The following is a 23,169-nucleotide window of genomic DNA, read 5'->3' on the forward strand; positions in this document are numbered from 1 at the left end:
GCTCAGGCCGCTCAGGCCGCTCACGCCGTCACGAGTTGGACCAAGAGCGGGTGGACAGCACCAGCAAGTAGCCATCCGGGTCCTGAATGGTCACACCCCAGGTGTCCCAGTAGGGGTTGTGCGCCGGTACTCGCTTGCCGCCGTGCTGTTCGAGCCTCTCGACCAGAGACTCCGGCACCGGCTCGCCGAGATAGATCACGAAGAGGTCCTCAGGCGTCGGCCGCGGGGCCACCGGGGCGTGGGGGTCACGGGTGAGTTCGAGGTGCCAGGCCGCATGCGGCCAGCCGACCATCAGGAGCGAGTGGTCACCAGGGGTGCCATCCGACGTGTGCCGGTACAGGACGTCGAGGCCGAGGCCGGAGACCCAGAACCTCTCCGCCGCTTGTAGATCATGTGACGGGCGGGCGGTGCGCACATGCGCGGTGGCGTTGGCCGGCATCCTGTTGCCTCCTGCTGGGGCTGCTCTGTCGTGAGAAAAGTACCGTCGCAGGGATCAGCCGAAGACATCGGGGGAGACACACGTGAGAGATCATGACTCCGGTTGAACACGGCCGACTCGGACGAACCCATAGGCAAGAAGCCGGTCGGCAGCTCGGCCCTTGAGGCCCCGGGCTGCCGCCACCAGGTGAACACAACATCGGGAGGCCGAGAGGGCACCCGTCAGGGGATCCCGGCCTCGATATGGGCGAGTTGGGCGACGAGGATGTCTTCGAATGCGGCGCGGCGGTCCGCTCCGAGGGGGCGGATGTCGCGGGCGAAGTGGGACAGGGCGGGGAAACGTTCGGGGTCGGCGCCCAGTACCGCGACGCGGAACAGCTCCATGCCCTGTTCGTACTCTTCGGGGGTGATGGTGCTGACCCCGGTCTCGGAGGCGATCAACGCGGCGAGGAGGATCACGATCCGGTGGTAGCGCGCCGGGATCTCCTCGTCGGGCAGGCCCGATGCCCGCAGGGCCTGCAGCACCTCTTCCATGACCAGCCGGGAACCGGTGCCGCTTGACGCGTAGCGGCCCCAGATCGCGGCGAGCTGGGGTTGCCGGCCGAAGGCTTCTCTCAGTCGCAGGGCCAGGGCGGTGATGCGCTGCTTCCAGTCACCCTCGGGATGGTAGCCGTCCATGGCGGCCATGAGGATCCGGTCGGCGACCGCCCGCAGCAGTTCGGTCTTGTTGCGGAAGTGCCGGTAAAGGCTGGAGGAATCGGTCCCGAGCGCTGCGGCCAGCTTGCGCACACTGAACGACTCGGCGTCGCTCGTACGCAGCAACTCCGCCGCCGCATCCAGGATCTCCTCAGTCGACCAGCGCCTTCGACCTGCCATTTCGCTCCTCTCGTCCCGACTCAGCATACCTATGCACTTGGCGTTGCACGCACCGCGTGCATAATGAGGACATGCGCTTGACCGAGAGCGCGAACCTCAGGGGGCGCCCCGACCGCAACTGCACGACCGGCGCGCCGCCCGGCATGCATGACCACCACGACACACCCGGCATCCGACCGGGGAAGGGGAGAAGGAGACATGAGCGAGGCCACTGCCGCGAAGCGGCCACCGGAGCCGGACTTCTCGGTGATAACGGCCGAGGAACTGGTCGCCTACCGCGATGCGGAGAACCGTTTTCGGGCGTCCAGCGCGGCGCGGGCGATCACCGGGGATCCGGATCCCGGCGCCGCGATTGAATGGCAGGAGGTGTCACTGCCCGGCCGTGAGCTGCCGGTTCGGGTGTACCGGCCGATGGCCGAGAACGGTGGCAGGGGGGCCGACCGGGCCGAGTTGCCACTCGTACTCCATGTGCACGGAGGCAGTTTCGTGGGCACGGCGGTGCAGAGCGACTGGGTCAACAGCCACCTCGCCGCCCAGTTGCCCGCGCTCGTCGTCTCGGTCGAACACCGCCTCCTCGACCAGGAAACTCCGCTGTCGGCGGCCGCCGACGACGGCTGGGACGTGCTCCAGCACGTGATCCGGCACGCCGCGCAGTGGGGCATCGACCCAGCGCGCACGGCCGTCTTCGGCGAGAGCTGCGGCGCGTTGATCTGTGCCCTGGCTGCGATCCGGGCCAGGGAGGCCGGCCTGCAACTCGAAGCGCAGGTGCTGGTCAACCCCGCGGTCGAGGTGACCGAGACGATGTTCGACTACGCCTCGATCACCGAGTACGGGTACAGCCCGACCCGCGCCATGCCGCAACTGCGCTTGTTCCAGCGGCTCTCCGTACCACCGGGCACCGACACTCGCGCGCTCTCGCCGCTGTACGCGGACAACCTGAACGGGCTGGCGCCGGCGCTCCTGGTGGTGCCGACCCAGGATGCGGTGGCCGATCACGGCCGCCGCTACGCCGAGCGACTGCGGGCGGCCGGGACATCCGTACGGCTCACCGAATACCCGGGCGCAAGGCACGCATTCCTCAGCATGCCGGGGGTGGCACCGCAGGCCGAGGCCGCCCGTACGGAGATCCTCGAGTTCCTCCGAGTCGCCCTCGGCGCGGGCCCCGAAAGGGAGGCAATCTGATGACGAAGACACGTCATGAGCGACTGGCCGTCGCGGCGATGTACACGGGCCTTGGACTCACCGTCATCGCGACGATCGTCCCGTACCTCGACCGTGCCACCACCCATCTACTGGCCGACCACGTCCGGGCCGGCTATCCCACGTACAGCCAGACACGTGTGGACACGGCCGTCACCACATACCTGGTCCTCTTGTCTGCCATCGGAGCGTTCGGCGTCATCGCCTGGCTCGGGACGGCCTGGGCGGTCAAGACGGGCAATCGGTGGGCCCGCCCCGCCGCGACCCTGATGTTCATACTCGGCACAAGCGTCGGGCTGACCGGGCTGCTCACCAAGGACACCTCCGGCGAGACCGGCCTGCCGCCGGCGCTGGGCTGGGCCGGCATCGCTCCCTGTCTGGCAGGACTCCTGGCGGTCGCGTTGTTGTGGAGACGACCGCGACCGGCGTGACGCCGACTCAGGCGGACTCCGCAGGTGGTAGCCATGCAACCCGTATGGAGCGGAGCCGTCAGCTTCGGGCTCGTGACGTCAGTTGGGGAGGTGCGTCGCCGCCGAGGAGGGTGACCAGCCCGGCGAGGAGGGCGTCGAGTTCGCGGCGGACGTCGGCGATCCGCGAGTTATCGTAGCTGGCGAACAGCAGGCTGGGCTGGTCGACGGCGAGTTTGGTGTCGCCGTCGGGGTCCGCGTAGAGCAGGGTGCGCAGCGGTGCGTGCAGCATGACCGACGGATCGTGGCGGAACATGCGTTCAGTGATGGTGTGGTTGCCCATCAGATACTGCGTGGCCTTCCAGGAGGACGGCGAGCCGGCCATGGCAGCGGTGATGTCGCTGCGGTAGTAGCGCATGAACCCGTGTGGGGCGTTGATCTCCGCGAGCTCGAGCGTGGCCTGCCAGGAGCCCATCTGGAAGGAGTTCATCACTCATGGGCCGGGCACTTTCCGTCACGGTGCGTATGCGGTCAGCGTGCCGGGAGTGGGAAGGGCATGCAACCGCTGGTGGCGTGGGCCAGCAGCCGGTTATCGAAACTGCTGAGAAGCCGTCGGGGCCCAGCGGCCCCAGCGCGAGGCCCAGAAAGCGCGGGCAACCAGCCCCCAGAGGGCGCCCGTGCTTGGCAGTCGTCAAGGCCGCGAGTCGTGCTGGCGGACCTCGATCCGGACTGTGTGCCGCACGTCACATCCGACCCATGTCACGTCCGGCCGGGCTGTTTGCATCTCGTGGTCGTCAGCAAGCCAGCCGAGGAGACCGGCACTGCGACCGCACACCGTGTGGTGGTTCTGGGGGCGGGGTACGCGGGCATGGCCGCGGCGGTTCAGCTCGCCGCCCGGGTCAAGGGGCGCGAGGACGTACGGGTGACGGTGGTGAATGCGCAGGAGCGGTTCACCGAGCGGCTGCGGCTGCACATGACGGTGACCGGGCAGGAGCTTACCGAGCTGAGCATCCCGGAGCTGCTGGAAGGAACCGGCGCGGAGTTCGTGCGCGGTTGGGTGACGGCGGTGGACACCGGGGCGAGGACCGTGCGGGTCGATGACGACCGGGTTCTGGAGTACGACACGCTCGTGTACGGGCTGGGTGGCGTGGCGGACACCTCGGCGGTGCCGGGGGTCGAGGAACACGCCTACACCCTGAACAGCCCACAGGATGCCGAGGTGCTGGCCGGTCGGCTGGCGCGGCTGGGTCGTGGGGGCACGGTGGTGGTCGGTGGCAGTGGGCTGACGGGTGTCGAGTCGGCCGCGGAGATCGCCGAGCGGCACCCGGAGCTGAACGTCGTGCTGCTGGGCCGGGCCGAGCCCGGCGCGGCCATGAACCCGAAGGCCAAGGCGTATATGCAGGCCGCGCTTCAGCGCCTGGGCGTCCAGGTGCGCAGCGGGGTCGAGGTGGCGAAGGTGCTGGATCACGCGGTGGAGCCGGCGGGCGGGGAGAGCATCACCGCCGATGTGGTCCTGTGGACGAGTGGTACGCGAGTGTCGCCGCTGGCAGCCGCCGCCGGGCTGACCGTCGACGAACACGGCCGGATCGTCACGGACACCGCGCTGCGTTCAATGTCCCACCCCGAGGTGTATGCAGTAGGCGACGCGGCGGCGATCCGCCAGGGCTATGGCGTGATGCACGGCACCTGTCAGGGTGGGATGCCGACCGGTGTGCACGCCGCGCTGTCGATCTACCGGGTCCTGAAGGGCAGGGAGCCCAAGCCGTTCCGCTTCGGCTACTACCACACCCCGGTAAGCCTGGGCCGCAACGACGCTGTCGTGCAGTTCACCCACCCAGACGACAGCCCCCGCCGGATCTGCCTGACCGGCCGCATGGCGGCAAAGTACAAGGAGACGGTGACCGCCTCGCCCTGGCCGACCTACGGCCGCATGAAGAAGATGCCCGCCTCGGGCGCCTTCTGGCCCCGCGGTGGCCGCTTCACTCGCATCCGGGCGTCGCGGTGACCGACTTGCCCGCCCGACCCGACCCACACTCACGAAACCCTCCTCAACCCCCGACGTCCTGCTTCGCGCAGACCGGCGTCATCCACGGGCGACCAGGCGCATCGCCGGGGGCCGCGTCGATCTCCTGGACGATGATGTGGAGCGGGCGCGGCCGGGGTGGGCGGGCTCCAGGCGCCAGCGGGCCGCGATGGTGGAGAGGGCGAGAACGCCCTCGATCGTGCCGAACTTGTCGCCGATGCATTTGCGCGCTCCGCCGCCGAAGGAGAGAAACGCGCCCCGGGGCGGCTTCCGGTCGGTGTCCAGCCATCGGTCGGGGAGGAAGAGATCCGGCTGCGGATAGAGGTCGGGGCGTCGGTGGATGACCTGGCCCGAGTAGGCGACGACGCTCCCGGCGGCGAGACGGCGCCCCGCGAGTTCGGTGTCTTCCGTGGTGACACGGGTGACGAGCCAATCCGACGGGAAGTGGCGCATCGCCTCCGTGAAGATCGCTGCGGTCAGAGGCAAGGCGGGCAGGTCGTCCCAGGTGGCACTTCGGCCGCCGAGCACCTTGTCCACCTCGGAGTGGAGGCGCTTTGCGATGTCGGGGTGTTGCGCCAGGGTGTGGAAGGCCCAGCTGAGGGTGTTGGGGACGGTGCCGGTACCGGCGAGAACCATCGTCACGACCTCGGCGAAGATCTCCGCGTCCGTGAGCCCGCTGCCGTCGTCGTCACGTGCGGAGAGCAGCATGGACATCAGATCGCCGTGGTCGGTGTCACTGGCGCGGTATCGCCGGGCCATGGTGTACACGGCGGAACGGAGTTCTTCGGTGCGCCGGGCGAAGTGGCGCTTGCCGGGGGTCGGGACGCCCTTGAGCGCCGCGTCCCATAGGAGCCGCCAGCTCAGCTTGGCGGTGATCAGCTCCGCGTAGGGGATGAGCGCCGCGATCGCCGGGCCGCTGAAGTCCGCGGTGAAGATCGTCCTGCTCAGTACTCTGGTGGCGAGGCCAGTCAACTCCTCGCGCAGATCCAGGATCTGTCCGTCGGCCCAGGACCGCGTCGTTTCGTCGATCTGCTGGGTCATCACTTTGGCGTACAGGGGAAGCCGGGTGTGGTGGAATGCCGGTTGCACCAGCCTGCGTCGGCGGCGGTGGACGGCATGCGGGCATGAGGCGAGACCGTCGCCGATCAGGCCGCGCAGCCTGTCGTACAGGGGCCCGCCCTTGTCGAAGCATCGGTCCGATGCCAGGAGGCGGTGGACGAGTTCGGGGTGACAGACCACATGGACCGGCCACGGCCCCATCCTGATCTCGACCAGGTCCCCTTGGGACGGAAGGGAAGCGAAGAAGTCCAGCGGCTTGAACAGCAGCTGCGCGGCATGTCCCAGCAGAGGAACCGCGCCCCGCGCGGACGCCGCGGAGAAATCCCCGACGGGGGGCTTGGCGCCTGCGGGTGGCTTGGCGCCTGCGGGCGGTTGCGCCTCGCCGGGTGGTTGCGCCCCGACCGGTGGTTTCGCCCCGACCGGTGGTTTCGCCTCGGGCTGGTGTCGGCTGTTGTCGGTCATGGCGTCACGGCCGCCGCTCGACCAGCCGTACCGGAAGGTAGCGCGGGGGCGGGGCGACCGCCCCCGCGTGGGGACGGACTCGCGCGTCGGGGAGGCATTCCAGGCGCCATCGGCTCGCGATCGTGGCCACGACGAGCTTGAGTTCGGCCATGCCGAGGACATCTCCGACGCACTTGCGCGCGCCACCGCCGAAGGCCTTGAACGCTCCGCGCTGGGTGACCGTGTCGCACTCCGGGCGCCAGCGGTCGGGGGTGAATTCCCGTGGGCAGTCGAAGAGGTCGCCGCGGCGGTGCGGGATGAGAGGGACGACGAGAACGGTGGTTCCGGCCGGCAGATCCCGTCCGGCCAGCCGGACTTCCTTGGTGGTCTTACGGAAGATCGTCCACGCGGGCGCGTACAGGCGCAGCGTCTCGGTGATCACTCGGCCCGTGAAGGCCAGGTCGGGAAGGTCCGTCCAGCGAGCCGGACGCCCGCCCAGCACGGCGTCGACTTCGCGGTGGAGCCGGTGCTCGGCTCCACCGTGCTCGGCCAGCAGATAGAAGACGGAGGTCAGCACGGTGGCAGGGCTGTGACTGCCGGCCGCCAGCATGATGATGGCCTGGTTGCGGACCTCGGTGTCGTCCAGCCGCCCACCGTTTTCCTCCCGGGCGGTGAGCAACGCCGACAGCATGTCCTTCCCCGTTTCGCCTGCACGCCGATAGTCCGCGACGATCCGGTCCACGACGCCGCGCAGCTGATGGGCCGCCCGCCGCCGGCGTCCTTCCGTCGGGCCGGTTCCCCTGATCAGCCGTGCGACACCTTGGCGCGGCGCGGCTCCGCCGGTCATCGCGAGGAACAGCCGGCGCACCTCGTCCATCGTCGCCTCGTCCACCCGGTCGGAGAACAACATGCGGATCACGGATCGCAGGGTGAGGGTGTACAGCACGGGAAAGAGATCGAATGTCTGCCCCTCTCGCCAAGAGTCCGGCAAGGCGGCGACTTCGGCTTCCACCACCGGGGCATATCCTTCGAGCCGGTCGTGGCAGAACGCGGGCTGGATGAGGCGGCGTTGTCTGCGATGGCCGCGGTACGTGGCCGTGGCCACACACTCTCCGAAGAGTTCGACGAAGTGATCCTGCAGCGCGCCACCACGGTCGAAGGTGTGGTCGTCCGTCAGGACCTGCCGCACCAGCTCGGGGTGGCAGGGCACATAGACCCGCTCGCGGCCGAGTCTGATCTCGGCCAGGTCGCCGACGCCCGGCAGTGACTCCAGGAAGGGAAGGGGTTGCCGGCGCAGCTGTCGGGCGTGGCCCAGCAGGGGGAGCGCTCCGGGCGCGAGGCCGGTGGTGAAGGTGTTCGGCATGGTCATTCTCTTGTTCTTTCTGTTCTCAGCGTCGGGCGCGGTGTCGTCTTCCGGGCCGGGAACCTGCTCTGCGGCTCAGCCCGTGCCGATCACCGTCGTGAGCCAGTCGTGGACGCACTGCGCCGTTGAACCGGCGTGGTCGGCCAGCATGTTGAGGTGGTTGCCCGGCACTTCCACGACGGTGTGCGGAAGTGTCCAGGAGGGGCGGATGTCGAAGCCTTCCAACGGCTCTCCGGTCCTTCCGGGGAAGGGGTCCCGCGCGCGCAGCAGGAGGGTCGGGGTGGCGATCTCGGCCGGTGTCCAGTCGGTGAAGACCCGGATATATCCGCCCAGCGCGCTGACCATCGCATGGTCCACCGGTACGAGGGTCCGCACCCTTTCCCACATGCCGTTGTTCATCGCCGTCTCGAAGACCACGGCCGAGTCGTCGGGCGGGTAGGTGTCCATGAGCACCACACCCGCCGGGGCCATTCCGAGGCTCTCCAAACGGTGGGCCACCTCATGCGCGAACCAGCCCCCCGCGCACTGTCCGACGAGCGCGAAAGGAGCCTCGCCGGCGCATTTTCGCGCGGTGTCGGAGAGCAGCTCGACGACCGCGTCCACGGTGGCGGGGAGACGCTCGCCCGCGGCGAAGCCCGGCAGCGGCACATGCCATACGTCATGGCGATTCTCCAGGGCCGAGGCGAAACCGGCGTAATGGCGGCGATCGGGCGGGCCCGCGATCGTGGGAAAGCACACCAGGAGAGGCCGTCCGTCCCCCTGCGCCAGCCGAGTGGCCTCCGGCAGCGGGCCTTCGCCGCCGGGGTGGTCGAAGGTGGGGCGGAGCCGGGAGGCGGCTTTGATCAGTTCGATGCCCGCACCGGCCTGCCCGGACGCACAGGCGTCGAGGAACATCGAAGCGATGGTGTTGGGTGTGTCCTCATCGGATGTTGTGCCGCCCTCTCCCCCGTCCCCGGAAACCCCGCTCGCGGGACCCGAACCCGGATCCCCCGCCGTCAGCCGCGCCCGCAGATCCCGGGCCAGGGCCACGGGCGTGGGGTGGTCGAAGACGGCCGTGGCGGGCAGTCGGCAGCCGGTCGCGTGTGCCAGACGGTTGCGCAGCTCGATCACCGTCAGGGAGTCGAACCCCATGGCGCGGAATTCGCGCTTCGCCTCGATCGTGCCGGTCCCGGTGTGGCCGAGGACGGTGGCGGCGTGGGTTTGGACCAGTTCCAGAAGAGCCTGGTCCTGCCCTTCCGGGGGCAGCCCGAGCAGGTGGTCACGGGTCGCTTCCGGGACGTTCGTGTTCCGGTCGGCGCGGCCGTGTGCCGAGCCGCGCGACGACCGCCGTGGCCCTGCCGCGGCCTGGGCGCGTAGCGCCGGCGTGTTCAGCCGGGCGGCGACGAGGCAGGGGTGGTGTGCGGCCCGGCCGGCGTCGAACAGGGCCAAGCCCTCCTGAGCGGTCATGGGGGTCACGCCCTCACGTGCCATACGGGCTCGGTCGGTGTCGCTCATGTGTCCGGTCATGCCGGTGCCCGGGGCCCACAGGCCCCAGGCCAGCGAGACGGCGGTGAGCCCCTGTACGCGGCGGTGTTCGGCGAGGGCGTCGAGGAACGCGTTGGCGGCCGCGTAGTTGCTCTGGCCGGGGTGGCCCAGCACACCCGCGGTCGAGGAGAACAGCACGAAGGCCGCCAGATCGGCGTCCTGGGTGAGGGCGTGAAGGTTCAGTGCCGCGTCCACCTTGGCTCGTAGAACGGCTTCGCACCGTTCGGGGGTGAGCGAGGTGAGCACGCCGTCGTCCAGGACACCGGCCGCGTGGATGACGGCCGTCAGGGGATGCCGTGCAGGGACGGTGGCGAGGAGACGGGCGAGCGCGTCACGGTCGGCCGCGTCGCATGCCACCACCGAGACCTCGGCGCCCGACTCCTCGAGGTCCGCGACGAGTTGGGCCGCGCCCTCGGCCGCGCCGCCTCGCCGGCCGGCCAGGACCAGGTGTCGTACCGCGTGAGTGGCCACCAGTTGCCGGGCCACCAGCCCGCCCAGCACCCCCGTACCGCCGGTGATGAGCACCGTCCCGTCGGGTTCGAGCTCATGCGGCACGGTGAGCACATTCTTGCCCACGTGCCGGCCCCGGCCGAGGAATCGGAACGCTTCCGGGGCCTGCCGTACGTCCCAGGCGGTGACCGGCAGCGGATTGAGCACACCGCGTTCGAACAGGGCCAGCAGCTCGGTCAGCATCCGCTCGATCCGTTCGGGTTCGACCGTCAGCAGGTCGAAGGTCCGGTACGAGACGCCACGGTGGCTCGCCGCCACGTCATGGGGATCGCGGACGTCCGTCTTGCCCATCTCCAGGAAACGGCCGCCGCGTGGCAGCAGGCGCAGCGACGTGTCCACGAACTCCCGCGTCAGGCAGTTCAGGACGACGTCCACGCCGCGCCCCTGCGTGGCGCCCATGATCCGCTGTTCGAAGTCCACGCTGCGCGAGGAGGCGACCCGATCGTCGCCGATCCCCATGGACCGCAAAACATCCCATTTGCCGGGCGCGGCGGTGGCGAAGACCTCGGCCCCGAGGTGCCGGGCGAGTTGCACGGCGGCCATGCCCACCCCGCCGGCCGCGGCGTGTACCAGCAAGGACTCCCCCGGCCGCAGCTCCGCGAGGTCGACGAGCGCGTGGTAGGCGGTGAGGAATACGATCGGGACCGACGCGGCCCGGGCGAAGGACCAGCCGGCCGGGACACGGGCGAGCAGCCGCTGGTCGGCGATCGCCACGTGGCCGAAAGACCCGGTGAAGACACCCATCACCCGGTCGCCCACGGCGAGTCCGCGGACCTGCGGTCCCATCTCGGTGACGACCCCGGCGCCTTCGACGCCCAGTCCCTTCTGACCGGTCACCAGATCGTGCGCGACGGCGACGTCACGGAAGTTCAGGCCGGCGGCCCGTACGGCGATCCGTACCAGCCCCGGCTCCAGCGGGGTCGCCGCCATGGAACACGGCCGCAGGGCCAGGGTCTCCGCCGTGCCTGTGGGTGGCGGCTCCAGCCGCCAGGTCCGTGCCGACACCGGAGGCTTCAGGGCGTCGTCGTGGCCCGCACGGACCAGACTCGGCGTGTGGACGGCGCCCGCGCGTACGGCGATCTGTGGCTCCCCGAGGGCGACGGCGGACGGGAGCAGAGCGCGCGAAGCGGCCTGCCCGTCGACGTCGACGAGCACGAACCGGCCGGGGTGTTCCGCCTGCGCGGAGCGGACCAACCCCCACACCGGAGCGTGCGCCAGGTCCCGTACGCCTTCTCCCGGAACGACTGCGATGGCGCCGTGCGTGAGCACCACCAGCCGGGCGGCGGTGAACCGTTCCTCGGCAAGCCAGGACCGCAGCAGATCCAAGACCCGGTACACCGCGGTGTGCACCGCCTCGGCCGCACCGCGGTCCGCCCAGCCCTCCGGCCCGGGTGAGCCATCGGCACGGTGGGCAGGTGCCCCGTCCGCCAGGGCGGGGACGACCACCGTGTCCGGGAGCGGAGCGCCCGTGGTGACGGCCTCGATCAGCCGGGCCGGATCCGCGTACCCATCCACCGGGCGGCCGGACCCGCCCAACGCCTCGACGATACCGAGCGGGTCCGGGCCGAGCACCGCCCAGCGGCCCACGGCCGTGGCGGATGTCTCAGGGGCCACGGCGGGGTTCCACTTCAGCTGGAACAACGCGTCGGACTGGTTTGTGCAGGCGGCCTGGAGTTGCTCGTCGGAGACCGGGCGCAGCACCAGGGACCGTACGGTGGCCACCGGTCGGCCACGGTCGTCGGCCACGGCCACGGCGACCTCGTCCGGCCGCAGTGGCGACAGTCGCACACGCAGCGCTGAGGCGCCACGGGAGTGCACAGTCAGCCCGCTCCAGACGAACGGCAGCCGGATCCGCGGCGTTTCCCGCCCGTCCGCCAGGCCGAGCGCGAGCGGGTGCAAGGCGGCGTCCCACAGGGAGGGATGCACCGCGAACCGGTCGGCCTCACCGGCCTGTGTGCCCGGAAGGGACACCTCGGCCACGATGTCCCGGCCGTCCCGCCAAGCCGCCCGCAGCCCTTGGAACTCGGGTCCGTACTGGTAGCCGAGTGCGGCCAGCCGTTCGTAGACGTCGTCGAGGCCGACCGGGGCCGCTCCGGCCGGCGGCCACATTCCCTCGGCGTCGCACACCATCGGCGTCGCGGCGGTGTCGGCATCGGTGTCCGCTTCGGCCAGCACACCGGTGGCGTGTGGGGTCCACTCTCCGGGCGTGGGTGCGGCGGCCGAGCCGTCGTCGATGCGGGCGTACACGGCCAGCGCACGCCGGCCGGCCGCGTCGGGAGCGTTGACCTGGAGCTGCACCACCACCGAGCCACCTTCCGGGATGGCGATGGGAGTCTCCAGGGCCAGCTCCTCCACCCGGCCGCATCCGACCTGGTCCCCGGCCCGGAGGGCCAGCTCGACGAGCGCGGTGCCCGGCAGCAGCACCACACCGGCCACCGCGTGGTCGGCCAGCCAGGGATGCGTCCGCAGTGAGATCCGGCTGGTGAGCACCGTTTCGCTGCAGTCGGCCAGGTCGACGACCGCGCCCAGCAGGGGGTGATCGGCCGGGTCCACGCCCAAGGCCACCGTGTCCCCGGGCGGGGCGGGGGGCTCCAGCCAGTAGCGTTCCCGCTGGAAGGCGTACGTCGGCAGCTCCACCCTCCGGGGCGCCGGACGGCCGGTGAGCGCCGTGTCGAAGACCTTCGGCCAGTCCACCCCGACGCCGGCCGTGTGAACCTGCGCCACCGACGTCAGGAAGCGACCCATCCCGCCCTGGCCACGGCGCAGCGACCCCACCACGACGGCGTCGTCGGCGCCGCTGCGATCCAGGGTTTCCTGCAGTGCCGCCACCATCGCCGGGTGGGGGCTGACCTCGATGAACACCCGGTGCCCCGCCGCTCCCAGCGCCTCGGCGGTCTGCTGGAAACGTACGGTGTGGCGCAGATTGCGGTACCAGTACCCGGCGGTGAGCTCGGTGGTGGCGATGGGGCCGGCCGTTACGGTGGAGTAGAAGGGAATCCGGGCGGCGCGCGGGGTGATACCGGACAGAGCGTCGGTCAAACGGTGTTCGACGGCCTCGACTTGTGGGCAGTGCGAGGCGTAATCCACCGCGATCCGCCGAGCGTCCACCCCATCGGCCTGGTACGCCGCGACCAGTTCCGCCACGGCCTCGGCGTCACCGGAGACCACCGTGGCACCGGGGCCGTTGACCGCCGCCACCGCCAACCGGTCCTTCAGACCCTGCCACTGTTGGGACGCCGTGACCTCCCCGGCCGGCCGGGGCACCGACACCATGCCCCCACGACCGGCCAGGGCGCCGACCGCCCGGCTGCGCAGGGCCACCACCCGCGCCGCGTCCTCCAGGGACAGGGCACCCGCGATATGCGCCGCGGCGATCTCCCCCTGGGAGTGTCCGACGACCGCGTCGGGTTCCACACCGCAGGACCGCCACAGCGCGGCGAGAGAGACGTTGACCGAGAACAGCACCGGCTGGATCACATCGACGCGGTCCAGTGGCGGCGTGCCCGCCGCCCCGCGCAGCACATCGGGCAGCGACCAGTCGACGTACGGGGCCAGGGCCTCGGCACACGCCGCCATCCGTTCGGCGAACACCGCCGACGAGGCCAGCAGTTCGGTGGCCATTCCCGCCCACTGCACGCCCTGGCCGGGGAGGACAAAGACCACGGTAGGGGCGGCTCCGGCATGGGCCGGCCCCCGGCCTTCGACGACCTCCGGCGCCGGTTTCCCGTGCGCCAGCGCGTCCAGGCCGCGCAGGAAACCATCGCGGTCCGCGGCGAGGACCACCGCACGGTGCTCGAGCATTGATCGGGTGGTGGCCAGGGCATACCCGACGTCGAGTGGTTCCGTGCCCCGGTCGTCAGCCACAAAACACCGCAGCCTGCGCGCCTGGTCCCGCAGCGCCTGAAGGCTTCTGGCCGACACCGCCCACGGCACGACGGGAAGCGCTGCGGACGGTGTCCCCGTACGACTGCCCTCCGCGGCGAGATCTCGTTCGTCTTCAGGGGCTTCTTCCAGGATCAGATGGGCGTTGGTGCCGCTGATGCCGAACGAGGAGACCCCGGCCCGCCCCGGCCGTCCGCTGCGCGGCCAGGGCGTCGCCTCGGTCACCAGCCGGACGGCGCCGTCCGCCCAGTCCACATGCGGCGAGGGCTCCGTCGCGTGCAGGGTGGCCGGGAGCGTCCGGTGGCGCAGCGCCAGGACCGTCTTGATCACCCCCGCGACTCCGGCCGCGGCCTGGGTGTGTCCGATGTTGGACTTCAGCGACCCCAGCCACAACGGCCGTTCCGCCGGGCGTCCCCGGCCATAGGTGGCCAGCAGCGCGTGCGCCTCGATCGGATCACCGAGCCCGGTGCCCGTCCCGTGCCCCTCGACGGCGTCGACGTCCGCGGCGCACAGGCGGGCGTCCGCGAGGGCCGCGTGGATCACCTGCTCCTGGGCCGGCCCGCTCGGCGCTGTCAGCCCGTTGCTCGCCCCGTCCTGGTTGATCGCGCTGCCCCGGATCACCGCGAGCACCGGATGTCCGGCGCGCCGAGCGTCCGACAGCCGCTCAAGGAGCAGTACGCCCGCCCCCTCGGCGACGCCGAAGCCGTCCCCGGCGGCGGAGTAGGCCTTGCACCGGCCGTCCGCCGACAGGGCCTTCTGCCGGGAGAGTTCCACGAGCAACCCGGGATCCGCGACGACCGCAACCCCGCCGGCCAGCGCCAGTCCGCACTCGCCGGAGCGCAGCGCCCGGGCGGCCAGGTGCACGGCCACCAGCGACGACGAGCACGCCGTGTCCACGGTAACCGCCGGGCCCCGCAGACCGAAGGCATACGCGATCCGTCCCGAGACGACACCGCCCAGGCCACCGGTCAGCAGATACCCCTCAAGCCCCTCCGGCGCCCGGTACGGTCTCGGCACATAGCCTTGGTCGTACGCTCCGACGAACACCGCGGTACGGCTGCCGCGCAGGGTGGCCGGGGCGATCCCGGCTCGTTCGAACGCCTCCCAGGATGCCTCCAGCATCAGCCGCTGCTGCGGATCCATCGCCAGGGCCTCGCGCGGACTGATTCCGAAGAAGCCCGCGTCGAAGTCCGCGGCATCGGCCAGGAACCTGCCGCCACGTGCGTATGTGGTGCCCGCCCGGTCCGGGTCCGGGTCGTAGAGGGCGTCCAGGTCCCAACCCCGGTCGCCGGGGAAGCCCGGCGTGATCTCGCTGCCGGAGGCGACCAGCCGCCAGAGCTCTTCCGGAGAGCGCACGGCCCCCGCGAACCGGCAGGCCATCCCGACGATCGCGATCGGCTCACCGACGGCATCGGCCGGGCCGCTCACCGGCGGCGGGTCGTTCGCCGGCCGCGTGCCCTCCAGCAGCTCGCACAGATGGTCGGCCAGCTCTCCCGCGGTGGGGTGGTTGAAGGCCACGATGGCCGGCAGCCGCAATCCGGTGGCGGAGCCGAGGCCGTCGCGCAGCTCGAGCGCGGCCGCGGAGTCGAGGCCGATCTCTTCGAAACCGCGCTCCGGCTCCACCGCGCCGGCTCCGGGCAGCCGCAACACCTCGGCCACCTGGCGTCGTACGAGCTCCAGCAGGCGGCGGCGCTCTGCTTGGGACGGGCCGGAGAACCGGCCGGCCTGGCGAGGTGAGCCGGTCGCGGCGGATGCGGGCGACGCGTCACCGGGGGTTCGCGGGCGGCAGGGCTGCCGCTGGAACGCGTACGTGGGCAGGTGCACACGCTGAACGTCGGGCACGGAGAACACGGGCGTCCAGTCCACCTGTGCACCGTGGACGTGGGCGCGCGCCAAAGAGTGGCGGAACTGCTCCATGCCGCCCCGGTCGCGGTGCAGCGTGCCCACGACGACGGCCTCCGGAGCGGCATCCTCGAAGGTGTCCCGCAACCCCATGGCCAGCGCCGGATGCGGACTCGACTCGACGAACAGCCGGTGCCCGTGTCCGAGCGCCAGCCGGGCCGCCTGCTCGAACCGGACGGTCCGGCGCAAATTCCGGCACCAGTAATCGGCATCCAGCTCCTTGGTGTCCAGTCGGTCACCCGTGACAGTGGAATAGAAGGGGATGCGCGACGACCGGGGCCTGATGGGTGCCAACACACTCCGGAGTTCGTCCATCAGCTCGTCCGCCTGAGGGGAGTGCATGGCGAGATCGATCGCGACCGGGCGGGCGCGAACCCCCAGCGCGGAGACCTCCGTGAGGAACTGGCGGACTGCGTCGCCGTCACCTGAAACCACCGTCGAATGGGGCCCGTTGACCGCGGCGACAGCCAGGCGCTCCCCCCAGGGCCGCAGCCGTGAGCGCACCTGTTCCTCGGGCAGCAGGACCGAGGCCATCGCCCCGCGCCCGGAGAGCCTCGCCTGGGCCCTGCTCCACAGCGCCACGACACGAGCCCCGTCTGTCAGCGACAGCCCGTCGGCAGCACAGGCGGCCACGACCTCCCCAAGAGAGTGCCCGATCACGGCGGCCGGTTCGACGTCGTGCGAACGCCAGAGGCCGACCAGCGACATCATCGTGGTGAACAGGGCGGGTTGCACCACATCGGCCCGCGTCCAGGCAGCCGGATCGGGCTCGTCGCGGCTCAGCAGGGTGAGCAACGACCAGTCGAGAAACGGCTCGAACGCCGCGGCGCAGGCCTCCGCGCCCTCCCGGAACACCTCGGAAGTCCGCAGCAGCTCCCGCGCCATGGCCGGCCACTGCGGGCCCTGACCGGGGAAGACGAACACGGGCTCGGTCTTGGGGACGGCAGTCTTGGAGAGCGTCGTCTCGGGGACCGCCGTCTCGGGGACCGCCGTATTGGGGACCGTCCGGCCCAGGACGAGGCGCGGGTCGTCCCGCCCGGCGGCCACGGCCTCCAGGCCGTCCATGAGGTCTTCCGTACCTGCGCCGAGGACCACCGCCCGGTGCTCGAAGGACGACCGGGTGGTCGCCAGCGAGTACCCGATGTCCTCCGGCGCCGGCTGTGGGCGCCCCGCCACATGGTCGAGCAGCCGCCGCGCCTGCGCCCGCAACGCGGCGGGGGTCCGGCCGGACACCACCCAGGGGACGACCATGGCCGGCCGCGCGCCGCCGTGCCGTACCGCCCGCCGGGGCCGGGCCGGGGCGGATGGCGTGCTGCGAGTGGCCGATGGGGCCGAGGCTGTGCCTCGGGTAGAAGCCGTGCCGCAAGTGGCCGACGGGACTTCGCCGAGCACGAGGTGGCAGTGCGTGCCCTCAGTCCCGGACGCCAGCACACCGGCCACCAGCTGGCCGTCCGTCCCGGACCACGGGCGCGGCAAGCGGCGCGTATCACCGGGGGCAGGCGGCAGGCACCGGTGTTCGATCGACAACACACTCTTGAGAAGTCCCGCCACCCCCGCCACGCTGCCCAGTCGGCCGAAACCGGTGTCAGCCCCATCCGTCGCGGCCTCGGAGCCGCGCGCCCTGCCGGAGCCGAGCAGCGCTCGCGTGGCCGCCCCGATGCCGTCGCCGGCCGAGGTGCCGACGCCGTCGACCGTGAGATACGAGACGCGGCCGGGCGAGACACCGGCTCGCGCACACGCGTCGCGCAACACCTGGGCCTGTGCGATGTCTTGCGGGTCGGCCGGTTCCTCGCCGCGGCCGTCGCGGACCGCGCCGCCCAGGATCACGCACCGGACCCGGTCGCCGCCGGCGAGAGCCCGGGAGAGCCTTTTCAAGGCGAACAGACAGCCACCCTCGCCGAGGACCGGCGCTTCCTCCGTCAGCCGATCGGGCCGGTCCTCATCCCACCCGTAGCGCAGGCGCACACCACCGGCGAGGGCGAGCGCGCACTCCCGCCGACGCAGACTCTCGGCGGCGGCGTGGACGGCGGCGAGCGCGGACACCTGGGCGGCGTCGACCGCGACGCTCGGTCCGGTGGTGCCGAGAAAGGAGGAGACCGTGCCGGCGATGGTGTGCCGATCCGTCCCGGGAGGCGGTTCCACGCCCTGCGTGCGCAGTACGGCGGCGTAGTCGTCGCTCGCCGCGCTGAGGAAGACCCCGGTCTCGCCGTTCTCGACGCGGTCGATGACCACTCCGGTGTCTTCCAGCGCCTCCCAGCTCAGCTCGAGCGCCAGGCGCCGCTGAGGATCCATGGCCGCGGCGTCCTGCGGTGCCATCCCGAAGAAAGAGGCGTCGAAGTGGTCGATGCGGTGGAGGAAGGCTCCCCGGCGGGGGCCCTCGGCTGCCGTTCCCCGGGCCCCGGGCCCCGCGATGAGAGTCCGGCGATCGCGCGGCAGCCACGCGACGGCGTCCTCGCCGTTTCGGAGCAGTCGCCAGAAACCCTCGGGATCGGGCGCCTTCGGCAGCCGACACGCGTACCCCACGATGGCGATCGGCTCGCCTTCCGGCCTGCAAGGATGTCCGCCGGTCATAGCACTCCCTGGGAGGCGAGAACGAGGAGAGCGGGCATCCGGACCCTAGGGAGGCCCGGTGCCGTCGTGGAACCCCCTAACCGCCCCTGGCCGGGAAGACCGGGCGCTGCCGGCAAGGCCGTCGGAGCACCGCGGGAGGCGCTCCCCCCGCCGCGCGAGGCATTTCACCGCACCAGCCGTCCCCGGATCACGGTCGACAACGATGCGGTCCACCGCTTCGCCCCGCGCGCCGGAGACCCTGGCATCACGCGGGCGCGGGCGACCGCCGCGGGGTCGTTCTCCATCGGGATGTGCCCGGCAGCGGGGATGCGCACCAGTTCGGTGTGCGGCATCTCGGCGGCGAAGCGCTTCGCGTACGTGCGCCGTATCGGGGCCGTACTCGACGTCGCCTTCGAGGCTGGTGAACTGTCGACTGTCATCGCCATGGTGGACACGGGCCTGGGAGTGAGCATCGTGCCGCCCCTGGGCCTGCCCACCTCTCTCGACGAAGGCGACTTGTTCGCCGGTCGAAGGGCGCCGATCTGAGGGGGTGTCGGCAACCCTCACCGCGATCTGGCCCCCGCACACACCCATAAGCCCTGGCTGCCCGCGCTCACGGCCCTCACCCACGGGGCCGGCCCTCCTGAGATCGATTGATCAACCGATCAGAGCCGCGGTGATCTGGCGGGTGGTCTGCGCGGCGACCCGCGGGTTGACGGCGGCGTAGGAGGTGTAGGCGTTCAGGCCGGTGGCCAGGGCCCAGCCGCGGCCCAGGGTCCAGGTGGCGTCGTCGACGCCGAGCGCGGCACGGAAGGCAGCCCGGCTCCCGGCAGACATCAGGGTGAAGGCGATGGTCAGGTCGCAGGCCGGGTCGCCGATGCCGAGCCCGCCGAAGTCGATGACCGCGCTGAGGCGGCCGTCGACGGTCAGCAGGTTGCCGGTGTGGAAGTCGCCGTGGAACCAGACCGGAGGGCGATCCCATCCGGGGGCGCTCAGCGCCGCGTCCCACAGCGCGGTCATGGCCGCGGTGTCGAACGTACCGTCGACCTCCCCGATAGCGGCCCGCGTCGCGCGATCCCGGTCGGCCAGCGGCCGACCGGTGAGGTCCTCGCGAGCGTCCTCGACCGGGAATTCCTCGGGCACGATTTCCTGAAGGGCGGTGAGGAATTCCGCCAGTTGGACGGCGGCACGGGACGAGTCGGCCAGGGCCTCGGCAGTCGCCACCTCGCCGTCCAGCCAGCGGGACACCGCCCACGGCCACGGATAGTCGAAGTCGGGCTCACCCACCCCCACCGGTACCGGGATGGCCAATGGCAGGTGCGGAGCCAGCCTGGGGAGCCACTCAAACTCCTTCACGGCCTGCCTGATGGCCCCCGCATGGCGGGGCAGCCGCACGGACAGGTCCTTCCCCAGCCGGTAGATCACATGGTCCGAACCGGCCGGATCGAGCAGTTCGAGAGGCAGTTCGGCCCACTGCGGGAACTGCGTATCGACCAGGCACCTGGCCAGTGCGGCATCGATCGCGGGGCGCGGGTCAGCGGTTCTCCCGATTGCCAAGTGCAACTCCTGCGGTGGGCCCGCTCCAAACGGCGGGCAGTCGGAGCCATCACAGTGCCCCGTGGACTCGTCTGTCGACCGGTTTTCCGCGGGCGTCTTTTCTGCGGGCGTCGCGCGTACTTGCTGGGTAGTCCAAGAGAGGTTGAGAGGAGGAGGCCGGGTCAGATCACGCGGAAGAGGTCGGCGGCGGCGTGGACGTCGGTGAGGTCCTCGATGGAGCGGAGGTTGTCGCACAGGGCCTCCAGGACCGAGCCGGCTTCGGCGGTGCGCGGGGCGCCGATGGCCACGCCGAAGACCCGGAAGCCCAACAGGTGCTTGGCGTCGTTCCAGCCGCGCATCCATTCCTCGGTGACGCCGCATTCGTCGTCGGTGATCATCACGATGTCGCCGCGCGTGCGGGCGGCGTCGTTGAACTCCTCCTCCAGCAGCGCGCCGGCCGCTGTCAGCGGCGCCTGATAGCTGGTGCCGCCGCCGAGGAAGGTCTCCGCGAAGTCGAGGACCCGGTCGATGCCGGCGGGCCGGCCCGCCGGGAAGCGGAAGACCTGGATCTTGTCGGCGGCGGAGAACAGGATGCCGACGAAGTCACGCCCCGCGTGGCGGGCCTGATCCAGCAGCGCCAGGGCACACGCCTTGGCCCACGCCTCCCGGGTGACTCCGCCGGGCCCTGCCTCGTACATGGAGTGCGAGGTGTCCACGCACGCGATGATGGCGCCCTGGCCGGTGGTGTGCTCCCCCTGGCTGTCGTAGAGCATCAGCTCCCCGGCGGCATAGCGCACGGCGAACACCGCACGCAGCTCAGGCAGGCCGAGGTTGGCCAGCTCGGAGGGGATGACGCGGGAGAGGTCATTGCCGAGCGTGACGCCGACGAGCTCCCCGGGGGCGTTCTCCACCTTGCGGGCGCGCTCACCACTGGCCATCTGCCGAAAGCGACCGATCAGCTCGGCCCACTGTGCGAGACGGCCGGTGCGCAGCCGCTCGGCGAGCCGGGCGCGCTGGTCGAACGGCATCCGTTCCAGCTCGCCGGGGCCGACGCCCCATGCCCGCATCAGCGCGGCCTCCTCCCGTACGGCCTCGGCCGCCTTCGCCGCCGCCATCCGCGCGGCGGCACGGATATCGGGGGCCGCCGCCGCGAGGCCCTGTGCGGCGTCCTGGGCGGCGTCCTGGGCGGCGTCCTGGGCGGCGTCCTGGGCGGCCCGCCGCGCGGCGGCCGCGGCGGCCTCGATCGCCTGTTGCAGGGCGTCGGCGACCGGGGCGGGCACGGTGCCGGACCCGTCGGACCGGTCCGCCTCGTCGGCGGCCTGCTGGAGCGCGTCGCTCACGGCGGTCGCCGCGTCTTCGGCGTCCTGCTGGGTCTTCTTCGCCTGCTCGGCCTGTTGCTGGGCCTTCCGGGAGCGCTCCAGCATTCCGCGCAGCACGGCGGCCTGGGCGAGTACGGCCATAGCGGCGGCGTAGGGGTCGCCGGCCGTCTCCCGGCGCAGCTCGGCGAACTCCGGTGACTCCACCAGCGCGGTGATGACCTGGTGGTTGACCAGCCGGGAGAGGTCCATCTCGGCGCGCTCGCGCAACCGCGGGCTGACCTTGTAGGCGGCCAGGAACACGTCGGTCAGCAGGTCGGTGGTGCAGTCGTGGCGCTCGTGCAGCTCCTCGGCCAGTTCGCGCACGCCGGCCGACTGCTCGTAGGTGTCGCGCCATGTGATCTGGTCGAACCGGTCCGCGACCACGGCCGCGGTGTGCCGCTGGGGAGCGGCGGCGGGCAGGCCCAGCCACTTCCCGGCCCGGCTCGCCGGCTCGTTGATCGTGCTCGGTGTCCTGTCCATGGCTCTGTCCCGCCGGTGTTCAGAGTTGGGCCTGCACCATGCTCGCGTCCACGCCGAGGGCCTCGGTGAGAACGCGGGCGCGGACGGCGCGCTGGCGGCCGGTGACTCGGTCGATGGCGGCGGTGGAGCGGCCGGCGCTCGCCGCCTCCTCGCGCAGCTTCTCCAGCCGCTTCCCCGCCATGGCAAGCTTGTTGTGGGCCTTCTTGATGACCCATTCGCTCAGCGCCTCACGGGACTGCCCGGCCATGGCGTCCAGCTGGGCCTCCAGTTCCCCGATGGCGTCGGCCAGGTCGAGCGCCTCCCTGGCGTCGGGGTTGACGAGTTGCAGCACCTCGCGCTCGACAGCCGGGCGTTCGGCGGGCGAGTCCCACAGCACGTGAGTCAGCACCGACAGGTCGGTCTCGGCGACCGCCGGGCGGCCGTCGAGGTACGCGGACGCCTGGAGCAGGCCCACCGCCTGCCGCCAGCGGCGGTCGGAAGCGACGAGTTCCTTGCGGCGCAGGGCGGCCCGCAGCGTACACACCGCATCCACGATCGCATCGGGCACGTCCACGGCCGGGACGGCTTCGGTCACGGCATGCTGCAACGCGGCCAGCTCGACCGTGGTCCGTGTCGGTGCCGCCGGGCGGCTGACGGCGGAGCGGACCAGCGCGGCGAAGTTCGAGGGATCTTCCAGGTACCCGACCTCGATCCGCACCAGCAGCCGGTCGTAGATCGCGGCCGCGTCCTCTTCGCCGGGTAGTTCATTGCTCGCCGTGATGGCACCGATCAGCGGGCAACGGATCGGCTCGCCACCGCTCTCGGGGTGGTAGATCCGCTCGTTGAGGTAGCCCAATGTCTCGTTCAGCGCCGCCGTGGAGCACTTGAAGATCTCGTCGATGAACGCGACATGCGCGGTCGTGGCGCGGCCGTCGTAAACCTGTCGGTACTCACCCCGGGCCAGCGCGGCGACGTCGATGGGACCGAACATCCTCGTCGGCGCAGTGAACTTCGACAGCAGGATCTCCCAGTAGGCCGCGCCCTCGACCCTGCCCGTGAGTTCCCGGGCCATCTCGGACTTCGCCGTTCCGGGCGGGCCGAGCACCAGTGAGTGCTGCCCGGCCAGCAGCGTGACCACCAGCGTCCGCACCACGTCTGCCCGCTCGTAGAAACGGTCCGACAGCTCGTCGCTGATCGCCCGCAGCCTCTTGGCCGTGTCCTGCGCGTCCTGTGCGCCCACACTCAACTCCTTCCCCATGAATCCCCGTTGGACTGACGAGACGGCCCTGCTCCCCGAAGCTACGACGAAGTGACAAGCAGCTGAGGGTGTTAGAGATTACCTGGGCTGCTTTTACCGGGTGTTGCGCGAAGCGCCTTGTCGATCTCGCTCAGTGCGCCGGTCAGCCGGGCGTAGTCGTCGGCTCCAGTGGCTTGACGAAGTACTCCTCCACCACGTGGGCGTGGACGCCACAGCGCGCAGGAACGCCGTACGCCCCTCAGCGGTCGGTTCCACCACGCGAACTCCACCCCGGCCGGGGCATCGCCCACAGTGCCGACGCACCTCGACGCGCTGGCCGGGCGCCGTCGGTGTCCGCGGTGATCCTGGGGTGGCGGGCGGTGAACGCCTCACGGCCGGCTGGC

13 protein-coding genes are annotated in these 23,169 nt (G+C 71.3%); 4 read left to right on the forward strand and 9 right to left on the reverse strand.

Annotated elements, in window-relative coordinates; translation table 11 throughout:
* Positions 1-28: 28 nt before the first annotated feature.
* Positions 29-439 carry a VOC family protein gene (locus CCN51_RS22745; protein ID WP_014172743.1) on the reverse strand — a complete coding sequence of 137 codons (411 nt, stop codon included), beginning with the start codon at positions 437-439 and terminating at the stop codon, positions 29-31.
* A 221-nt stretch (positions 440-660) separates the two neighbouring features.
* Positions 661-1,314, reverse strand: coding sequence for a TetR/AcrR family transcriptional regulator (locus tag CCN51_RS22750; RefSeq protein ID WP_043485914.1), 654 nt, complete (start codon positions 1,312-1,314; stop codon positions 661-663).
* A gap of 198 nt (positions 1,315-1,512) precedes the next feature.
* Between CCN51_RS22750 and CCN51_RS22755 the strand changes: the two genes are divergently transcribed.
* The gene (locus CCN51_RS22755) at positions 1,513-2,496 is read left to right on the forward strand and encodes an alpha/beta hydrolase (protein ID WP_014172745.1); all 984 of its coding nucleotides are present in this window, start codon (positions 1,513-1,515) and stop codon (positions 2,494-2,496) included.
* On the forward strand, positions 2,496-2,945 hold the full coding sequence (locus CCN51_RS57700) for a PGF-CTERM sorting domain-containing protein (RefSeq protein ID WP_014172746.1): 450 nt from the start codon (positions 2,496-2,498) through the stop codon (positions 2,943-2,945). Before CCN51_RS22755 ends, CCN51_RS57700 begins: the two co-directional genes overlap by 1 nt.
* Positions 2,946-3,003: 58 nt before the next feature.
* On the opposite strand, the gene CCN51_RS22765 is transcribed toward CCN51_RS57700, so the two are convergent.
* Positions 3,004-3,411, reverse strand: a complete 408-nt coding sequence (locus CCN51_RS22765; protein ID WP_014172747.1) for a DUF302 domain-containing protein — start codon at positions 3,409-3,411, stop codon at positions 3,004-3,006.
* Positions 3,412-3,759: 348 nt separating this feature from the next.
* On the opposite strand from CCN51_RS22765, the gene CCN51_RS22770 reads away from it, so the two are divergent.
* The gene (locus CCN51_RS22770; protein ID WP_043485915.1) at positions 3,760-4,926 is read left to right on the forward strand and encodes an NAD(P)/FAD-dependent oxidoreductase; all 1,167 of its coding nucleotides are present in this window, start codon (positions 3,760-3,762) and stop codon (positions 4,924-4,926) included.
* A gap of 78 nt (positions 4,927-5,004) precedes the next feature.
* Here the strand turns inward: CCN51_RS22770 and CCN51_RS22775 are convergent, their stop codons facing one another.
* The 3 genes from CCN51_RS22775 to CCN51_RS22785 form a co-directional block, all read right to left on the reverse strand.
* Positions 5,005-6,465, reverse strand: coding sequence for a cytochrome P450 (locus tag CCN51_RS22775; protein WP_014172749.1), 1,461 nt, complete (start codon positions 6,463-6,465; stop codon positions 5,005-5,007).
* Positions 6,466-6,469: 4 nt separating this feature from the next.
* On the reverse strand, positions 6,470-7,813 hold the full coding sequence (locus CCN51_RS22780) for a cytochrome P450 (RefSeq protein WP_014172750.1): 1,344 nt from the start codon (positions 7,811-7,813) through the stop codon (positions 6,470-6,472).
* A gap of 69 nt (positions 7,814-7,882) precedes the next feature.
* Positions 7,883-18,196 carry a type I polyketide synthase gene (locus CCN51_RS22785; protein WP_086860018.1) on the reverse strand — a complete coding sequence of 3,438 codons (10,314 nt, stop codon included), beginning with the start codon at positions 18,194-18,196 and terminating at the stop codon, positions 7,883-7,885.
* 66 nt (positions 18,197-18,262) lie between these two features.
* On the opposite strand from CCN51_RS22785, the gene CCN51_RS55045 reads away from it, so the two are divergent.
* Positions 18,263-18,721, forward strand: a complete 459-nt coding sequence (locus CCN51_RS55045) for a type 2 periplasmic-binding domain-containing protein (protein WP_158104696.1) — start codon at positions 18,263-18,265, stop codon at positions 18,719-18,721.
* A gap of 111 nt (positions 18,722-18,832) precedes the next feature.
* Here CCN51_RS55045 and CCN51_RS22795 read toward each other — a convergent pair whose 3' ends face one another.
* From CCN51_RS22795 to CCN51_RS22805, 3 genes are all read right to left on the reverse strand, one after another.
* Entirely contained in the window at positions 18,833-19,732 is a 900-nt protein-coding gene (locus tag CCN51_RS22795; protein ID WP_014172753.1) for an aminoglycoside phosphotransferase family protein, read from the reverse strand.
* Positions 19,733-19,893: 161 nt separating this feature from the next.
* On the reverse strand, positions 19,894-21,549 hold the full coding sequence (locus tag CCN51_RS22800) for a VWA domain-containing protein (protein WP_086860020.1): 1,656 nt from the start codon (positions 21,547-21,549) through the stop codon (positions 19,894-19,896).
* 19 nt (positions 21,550-21,568) lie between these two features.
* Positions 21,569-22,768 (reverse strand): AAA family ATPase, encoded by a 1,200-nt coding sequence (locus CCN51_RS22805; protein ID WP_170061327.1) that lies wholly within the window; start codon positions 22,766-22,768, stop codon positions 21,569-21,571.
* Positions 22,769-23,169 lie beyond the last annotated feature (401 nt).

The organism is Streptomyces milbemycinicus (genome assembly GCF_002154605.1).
Classification (GTDB): domain Bacteria; phylum Actinomycetota; class Actinomycetes; order Streptomycetales; family Streptomycetaceae; genus Streptomyces; species Streptomyces milbemycinicus.

Coding starts and splice junctions, on each gene's coding strand:
- CCN51_RS22765 (WP_014172747.1), bottom strand. CDS start 3,411: ATGAACTCCTTCCAGATGGGCTCCTGGCAGGCCACGCTCGAGCTCGCG.
- CCN51_RS22755 (WP_014172745.1), top strand. CDS start 1,513: ATGAGCGAGGCCACTGCCGCGAAGCGGCCACCGGAGCCGGACTTCTCG.
- CCN51_RS22785 (WP_086860018.1), bottom strand. CDS start 18,196: ATGACCGGCGGACATCCTTGCAGGCCGGAAGGCGAGCCGATCGCCATC.
- CCN51_RS22780 (WP_014172750.1), bottom strand. CDS start 7,813: ATGACCATGCCGAACACCTTCACCACCGGCCTCGCGCCCGGAGCGCTC.
- CCN51_RS22800 (WP_086860020.1), bottom strand. CDS start 21,549: ATGGACAGGACACCGAGCACGATCAACGAGCCGGCGAGCCGGGCCGGG.
- CCN51_RS22750 (WP_043485914.1), bottom strand. CDS start 1,314: ATGGCAGGTCGAAGGCGCTGGTCGACTGAGGAGATCCTGGATGCGGCG.
- CCN51_RS22745 (WP_014172743.1), bottom strand. CDS start 439: ATGCCGGCCAACGCCACCGCGCATGTGCGCACCGCCCGCCCGTCACAT.
- CCN51_RS57700 (WP_014172746.1), top strand. CDS start 2,496: ATGACGAAGACACGTCATGAGCGACTGGCCGTCGCGGCGATGTACACG.
- CCN51_RS22775 (WP_014172749.1), bottom strand. CDS start 6,465: ATGACCGACAACAGCCGACACCAGCCCGAGGCGAAACCACCGGTCGGG.